At 59.6% G+C, this 6,740-nt stretch carries 5 protein-coding genes and 2 pseudogenes; 5 read left to right on the plus strand and 2 right to left on the minus strand.

Annotated features, from left to right (window positions below; genetic code table 11):
* Position 1: 1 nt before the first annotated feature.
* Together F1735_RS17040 and F1735_RS17045 are read left to right on the plus strand one after the other, a co-directional pair.
* A complete protein-coding gene (locus tag F1735_RS17040) occupies positions 2–1,120 on the plus strand; it encodes an ABC transporter ATP-binding protein (protein WP_167238032.1) in 1,119 nt (372 codons plus the stop codon).
* Between the two features lie 184 nt (positions 1,121–1,304).
* On the plus strand, positions 1,305–2,627 hold the full coding sequence (locus F1735_RS17045; RefSeq protein ID WP_167238033.1) for a tetratricopeptide repeat protein: 1,323 nt from the start codon (positions 1,305–1,307) through the stop codon (positions 2,625–2,627).
* A gap of 315 nt (positions 2,628–2,942) precedes the next feature.
* Here F1735_RS17045 and F1735_RS17050 read toward each other — a convergent pair whose 3' ends face one another.
* The gene (locus F1735_RS17050) at positions 2,943–3,881 is read right to left on the minus strand and encodes a LysR substrate-binding domain-containing protein (protein ID WP_167238034.1); all 939 of its coding nucleotides are present in this window, start codon (positions 3,879–3,881) and stop codon (positions 2,943–2,945) included.
* A 167-nt stretch (positions 3,882–4,048) separates the two neighbouring features.
* On the opposite strand from F1735_RS17050, the gene F1735_RS17055 reads away from it, so the two are divergent.
* Positions 4,049–4,420: a monooxygenase gene (locus F1735_RS17055; RefSeq protein WP_167238035.1), complete on the plus strand. Its 372-nt coding sequence runs from the start codon at positions 4,049–4,051 to the stop codon at positions 4,418–4,420.
* 87 nt (positions 4,421–4,507) lie between these two features.
* Here F1735_RS17055 and F1735_RS17060 read toward each other — a convergent pair whose 3' ends face one another.
* The gene (locus F1735_RS17060; RefSeq protein WP_167238036.1) at positions 4,508–5,161 is read right to left on the minus strand and encodes a hypothetical protein; all 654 of its coding nucleotides are present in this window, start codon (positions 5,159–5,161) and stop codon (positions 4,508–4,510) included.
* Positions 5,162–5,234: 73 nt separating this feature from the next.
* On the opposite strand from F1735_RS17060, the pseudogene F1735_RS17065 reads away from it, so the two are divergent.
* Both F1735_RS17065 and F1735_RS37450 read left to right on the plus strand, forming a co-directional pair.
* Positions 5,235–5,546 (plus strand): annotated as a pseudogene (locus F1735_RS17065) (ATP-binding protein); the annotation flags it as partial.
* Between the two features lie 113 nt (positions 5,547–5,659).
* Positions 5,660–5,743: pseudogene (locus F1735_RS37450) on the plus strand (IS4 family transposase); the annotation flags it as partial.
* Positions 5,744–6,740 lie beyond the last annotated feature (997 nt).

Genomic DNA, 6,740 nt, shown 5'->3' on the forward strand with positions numbered 1-6,740 from the left:
CATGGCGGCCGTCACCCTCAAGGGCGTCGTCAAGCGCTATGACGACAAGCAGACCATTATCCACGGCATCGACCTGACGGTCGCCGATGGCGAATTCGTGGTCTTCGTGGGGCCGTCCGGCTGCGGCAAGTCGACCTTGCTGCGCATGATCGCGGGGCTTGAAGATATCAGCGGCGGCGAGCTGCATATCGGCGGCCTGCTGGCCAACGATGTGGCGCCGGCCAAGCGCGGGCTGGCGATGGTGTTCCAGTCGTACGCGCTGTATCCGCACATGACCGTGTTCGAGAACATGGCGTTCGCGCTCAAGCTGGCCGGGCACAAGGGCGAGGAGCTCAAGGCCCAGGTCGGGCGCGCCGCCGGGATCTTGCAGATCACCCACCTGCTGCAGCGCCGGCCGAAGGAGCTGTCGGGCGGGCAGCGCCAGCGCGTGGCGATCGGGCGCGCCATCGTGCGCAAGCCCGAGGTGTTCTTGTTCGACGAACCGCTCTCGAACCTCGACGCCAGCCTGCGCGTGCAGATGCGGGTGGAACTCTCGCGCCTGCACAAGGAACTCAAGACCACCATGATCTACGTGACGCACGACCAGGTCGAGGCGATGACCCTGGGCGAGCGCATCGTGGTCATCAACGGCGGGCGCATCGAGCAGGTGGGCACGCCCTACGAGCTGTATAACAATCCGGGCAACCTGTTCGTGGCCGGCTTTCTGGGTGCGCCGAAGATGAACTTTCTCGCCGCCGGGGTGGCCCATATCGGCGCCATCGGGGTGCGCGTGCGCCTGGCCGACGGCACGCTGGTCGACGCCGACGCCGACGGCAGCGAGGCCCTGATCGACGACCAGGTCACGCTGGGAGTGCGCGCCGAGCACATGACGGTGCTGCCGCAGGCCACGCAGCAAGCCACGCAGCAATCCAATGTGGTGGCCGCCGTGGTCGGCCACGTGGAGTACCTGGGCGACCAGACCATCGTCTACGCCAGCATGCCGGGCGACCCGGCCCTGATCGCGCTGCGCCAGCCGCAGGGCGGCGCCATGCTGCGCGCGGGCGAGCGCATCGCGCTGCATTTGCCGCCCGCGCACTGCCATCTGTTCGACGCCCACGGACGCGCGTTTGCCCGTGCATAAACCGGTTCGCACGGAAATCAGCGTGCAAAGATAAAGTTTATGTAACAATATGCGCTTCGTCCGAAATTCGCATCCGAGGTCCCCTGAGTCGGATGTCGCATTTGCAGGTCACGTGTCCACGGTTCGGCGCTCTGATGCGTTATAGCGTCAGGCTGTCTTTATGTCTTTGATTGAAGGATTTTCCATGTCCCAGTTTCGTCTCGCTCGTATCAGCCTGATCTTGGCCGCCATTGGCCTTAACGCCGTCCCCGCCCTGATGACCAGCGCCAGCGCACAAACCGCTCCGGCAACGCCTGCGACCAGCGCGGCGCCGACCAAACCCGACACCGTTCGTCCGGACCTGTACAAGCTGCTCGAGCCAGGCATGATCAAAGGCTTGATCGACGGTAAAAAATTCGCCGAAGTCCAGGAAAAAGTCACCGCCGCCGAAGCCTTCGCCAACCGTACCCCGTACGAAACCTACGTCATCGAACGCATGAAATTCGCGCTGGCCTCGGCCAGCGGCAACGATGCCTTGGCCATGAGCTCGCTCGAAGCGATCATCAACTCGCCAAGCACGCCGGCCGCCGACAAGCCGGAATTCATCCTGGCGATGGGTAACATGCAGTTCAACGCCAAGAACTATCCGAAGGCGATTGAATGGATGAAGCGCTACATCAGCGACGGCGGCTCGCCGACCCGCGTGCGCGGCTCGATCGTGCGTGCCTACTTCCTGAACAACGATTTCGCAGCGGCCAAGACCGAAGTGACCGCCATGCTGGCCGAATCCGAAAAGGCCGGCAAGGTGCCGCCAGCGGACGACCTGCGCCTGCTGGCCACGATCGCCGGCAAGCAGAAGGACATGGCGACCTACACCGCCACCGTCGAGAAGCTGGTGGCCTCGTATCCGACCGAAGAACTGTGGGCCGACCTGCTGCACCGCATGTACGGCAAGACCAGCTTCAACAGCAAACTGCAGCTGGACGCGTATCGTCTCGAGACGACCGTGCTCAAGCAAATGGAAGCGGAACAGTATGTCGAGATGGCCGAACTGGCGCTGTTGGCCGGTTTCCCGATCGAAGCGAAGAAAGCGGTTGACGCCGGTTTCGCCGCGAATGTGCTGGGCACGGGCGCCAACGCCGCCAAGCACAAGTCGCTGCGCGAGCGCGCCAACAAGAACGCCGCGGACGACGTCAAGAACATCGCTTCGGGCGAAGCCAGTGCGTCCAAGCTGAAAGACGGCACCGGCCTGGTCAACCTCGGATACGCGTACTCGACCATGGACGAGCACGCCAAGGGTATCGACCTGATCGAAAAAGGCATCGCCAAAGGCGGCCTGAAGCGTCCAGAAGAAGCCAAGCTCAAGCTGGGCATGGCGCTGGCCAAGGGCGGCCGCAAGGATGATGCGATCAAGACCTTCGAAGGCATCAAGGGCACCGATGGCATCGGCGACCTGGCGCGTTACTGGGTGATGTGGCTGAAGCGTCCTGCCGATACGGCAGCGGCTGCGGCGCCAGTGGCCAAGTAATTCACGGCATGGCCGTTTGAGGGGGCGGGTGCCGGCGCAAGCCGGGCCCGCCCGTTTGCCGCTTGAGCGGCGATACCCGCCATTGCCGGCCGGTCTCAATGGTCCATCTCAATCCGGAAAAAACGAGCAGCAACGGCGTTGAAGCAGAGGAAAACATTCTGCTTAAAAGAGCAGCATAGCTACGAATTCAGGCGGCAACTGGCTTGACGGCCACCGCGTGTCGCAAGGGCAGCGTGCCGCTACAGACTTTCGGGAACCCGGAGTGCTCAAGGAAAGGTATCCCCGCAGCCGCACTTTGCACTTGAAACGGTGCCGTCATACTTGCAAGCTACGAGCCAAATCCCATGGGGTCATGCGGATATTCGGATCAAGCCGGATTAACTCCAGCGCCCATTCTACGAAAACCCTCACGTTCATCGACAGCTGCTTCTTGCTGGGATAGATCAGATGAATCGGGCGTGCGGGGAAGGCCCATTGCGGCAATATTGGGATCAGCAGCCCGGAACGCACCGCGCTCTCGACGGCAAACGGCGAGCCTGGGCAGATGCCGCTGCCTGCGATACACGCGGCAATCGCTACGTCCGGATCATCAAAGCGCAGCCCGTCGCCGGCTCGAAGCTCACACGACTCCGCAGCGGTTCCCAGCCGCCACGCAAATGCATTGCGTTGACCGCCGAACCACGAAAGCAGCTGGTGCGCAGTCAAATCCAGCGGATGGGCCGGCTTTCCTGCCGCCCGGATATAGGCAGGCGCTGCATACAGGCCAAACTGCACCTCGCAAACTGGCCGCGCAATCAAGGTTGAATCGTCCAGGCGCCCGCCGCGGATGGCTACATCGATGCCATCCTCCAGCAAATGGCTGATCCGATCATTGCTGCCGAGCCGAACCGAGAGCTCCGGATACAGTCTTTTAAATTCATGCAATTTCGGTGCGATTACCCAGCGCGCGACCGAGGCCAGGCATTCGATCCGCACGCGTCCACGCGGCGTGGCCGTGCTGCTTCTGAGCGCGTCTTCCACGTCGTCGATCTCCTGCAGGATGACCTGGCAGCGCTCAAAATATGCCTGGCCATCGTCGGTCAATGTCAGCGCCCGTGTCGTTCGGTGCAGCAGACGCACCTCCAGATAACGCTCCAGGCCGGAGATACGCTGCGACACGGTTGTCTTTGGCAGACCCAGCGCGTCGGCGGCCTTGGTAAAACTGCCGGCCTCTGCCACTGCAGTGAAAGTCAGCATCGCTGAAAGCTTATCCATAACTGTTCAATAAAATGGAACAAAGTGTGATTGTTTCATATATATATCTGGTTTTCAAGAACAGATAAACTGTTTTTGTCACCGCGAGAAACACTGCGGCGGCGGCGTCAGGCGCTGGCGAACGCAGAAACAGAACACACTTTTTCAACACCAGAAAGGACGAAGCAATGGCATACCTTCTACAAGTCGATTTCCCTTACCAAGGGCCGTGGGGTGAGGAGATGGGCGAGGCCATGAAAGATCTGGCGCACTCAATCGCCAAGGAACCTGGTCTCATCTGGAAGATCTGGACCGTAAACGAAAGTACCAACGAGGCGGGCGGCATCTATCTGTTTGAGGATGCTGACAATGCCAACCGCTACCTTGCCATGCACACCGCACGGCTGCTGCAGTTCGGCGTGTCGCACGTGAACGGCAAGCTGTTCGAAGTACATCAAGCGCTGTCAATGATCGATCGCGGCCCCATCCTCTCATCCGGCCCAAGGCTGGACATCGGACATAGTTCATTCAGCAAACTTAACAACTGTGAACTCGCTTGAGAAGCAGACGGAAATGCGCGCGATCGAGGCCGGTTACGCGCCGCTTCCCGGCAAACCACCAACGATTTGCATGCGCATGGCAGCCCGTCACTGATCGTTAAGGCGCTTGATCCACATCAAGAATGCGTCACGCGATTCCGGGTCGTCCATGCTGACGGTAATTGAAACGATCTCGGACGCCCGTTCTGGAATGCTCAGTCCGAGTGTCCCTTCAACATAGTTTTGAAACAGCAGAGGTGGCGGAGTGTCGTCGTCATCGTCGTCGCAGCGCTCCTCGAATACCTCATCCGGAGTTCGTTCGAACTCGTCGGGCCAACAGAGTTCGGTATAACCAATTGACAGCAAACGCAACAGGTCTTCCATATTTTCTGTCAGCACACAAAGCATCATCGACCCGGAACCCGAGCCCAGATGAACGATCCGCTGTCGCCCATCGTCGTCCAGCCACAGCCCGGCCCAGGATCCATCTCCCCCGGTTCTGAGGAATATCACCAGGCGGTCGTTGACCTCGGGATCATCGCGGCGTGTCCAGCCGGCGGTAGCGGCAGGGCGCGGAACGTGGAAGGCGGTTGACGTGACATCGCCATATTCGGGCTCAGGGTACACGGTCATATACCGGCTCCCATCGCGGCGCGTCCGGACGCAGCCGTGTTCTTCCATGAATTGCAGGGCTTGCCGCAACACCTCCGGCAGTGGATTTCGTTTTGGAAAGGCGGCTGCCATTTCGTCGGTGAATTTCATTTTTTCCCCAATCAAACCGGTGGCCAGCAGGAGGTGACTTTGACGTCGCATTTGCGTGATGATGATACAGCACCGGGCCATCAAGGCGTACCGGCTGCTCATCATCGATGAAATCGGCTACCTGCCGATGAACCGCGAGCAGGCCAACCTGTTCTTCCAGGTAATCGCGGCACTGTACGAAAAAGGCAGCCTGATCGTGACGAGCAACCTGCCGTTCGGCCAATGGGACGCGACGTTTGCGCAGGACGCGACGTTGACCGCAGCGCTGCTGGACCGGTTGCTACACCACGCGCATATCGTGCCGATCGCTGGCGAAAGCTACCGGCTCAAGCACCAGCGGCAGGCCGGTACCGTCAAGGGCATTAGTGCCGGCAAGGCTGGCTGAACGAGCTATGAAAAGAGTGAAAATCCAGCGCGTGCTGGTGATGGAGGTGTATCAGTTTTAAATCGCTGCGGACGCCAAAACTGTATCAGTTTTAAATCGCTGTTGACACCGTACCGCTCCGTCTCAATGAAGTGTTGCGATTGATCGCCTAGCTCGGCGGCTTCCTTGGCCGCAAGAGCGACGAGGAGCCCGGGGTGTTAGCGGGCTTGTAAAAGCGCGCAAATCTGGGTGCCATTGCGCGTGGCTTTTCGCCATGCGCGCGGCCGTAGACGCCTGCCGCGGGCTCCCACTGGGGGAAGATCGTTCCCCAGCGGGCTTGATGCACAAATCGCGAAATAGTCAAGCTACCCCGTCCCGGGCACGGCGGGGAATTTAACAAAAACCGCGTGCAAAGCCCAAATTTGCGCGCTTTTCAAAGCCCGTTCACACGGGGTCAAAACAATCTGGCAGGGATTGCAGCGCGTCATGGATGTGGCCACCGCGTTGCAGTCAATGCGCGAGGGGCATGGCTGAGTTGTGTATAACGATATGGCTCAGGGGCTGGCTGCGAAAAGCCGCAATCAACCCTACTCCCTTGAGCGTAAAGGCATTTTTGCTGCCCCTCAAGGGGTCGCTACGCCGGGCTGTGCCCGCCCTTGACCGCAACAGAAATGCCGTGCATACGATGCATGCAACACGACAGCGTCCATTACGACATTGTCAAGTTCCACTCGAAGCGGCATTGGCCCATATTTCCCCGCAATAGGTCAGCGACGATGACAATGCTTTTCGGGCTGCAAACTGTCGAATTCTAGTGGCAATGCACATTGCCTATAACACCCATAACTATAACGAGGCCTTGAGATCAAACAAGAACATGGCCGAAATTTTGAAAATACCACAGTTGGACAAATTTATATTTTCATTAACATTTTAGCTGGCGAAATATGCGAAGATTGATCCATGTATAATTCATAAGGTGATTAGCGCTGATCTTCAGCTAACCGACACCACGCTTCGGTTCGGTTGCCCGTGGCGACGTAACCGTTCACGTCCCGGACGGAATCGGCGGCAGCGAGGGTGTGGCAACGCCCTTTCTGGCGGCGGCGATCACAGTGGCGATGTAGACCCAGGAGGAAACGGCCCGCTTGCGGCAAGTCTCGATGACGCTGGCGAGCAATGCAAACGCCCGGGTGCCAGCCTCGCTTCTGGTGC

It is taken from the genome of Massilia genomosp. 1 (assembly GCF_011682185.1).
GTDB lineage: Bacteria > Pseudomonadota > Gammaproteobacteria > Burkholderiales > Burkholderiaceae_D > Telluria_A > Telluria_A rubra.

What these genes read in the sequence shown, in the direction of transcription:
- F1735_RS17040 (WP_167238032.1), top strand. Translation starts at nt 2, where the DNA reads ATGGCGGCCGTCACCCTCAAGGGCGTCGTCAAGCGCTATGACGACAAG.
- F1735_RS17045 (WP_167238033.1), top strand. Translation starts at nt 1,305, where the DNA reads ATGTCCCAGTTTCGTCTCGCTCGTATCAGCCTGATCTTGGCCGCCATT.
- F1735_RS17050 (WP_167238034.1), bottom strand. Translation starts at nt 3,881, where the DNA reads ATGGATAAGCTTTCAGCGATGCTGACTTTCACTGCAGTGGCAGAGGCC.
- F1735_RS17055 (WP_167238035.1), top strand. Translation starts at nt 4,049, where the DNA reads ATGGCATACCTTCTACAAGTCGATTTCCCTTACCAAGGGCCGTGGGGT.
- F1735_RS17060 (WP_167238036.1), bottom strand. Translation starts at nt 5,161, where the DNA reads ATGAAATTCACCGACGAAATGGCAGCCGCCTTTCCAAAACGAAATCCA.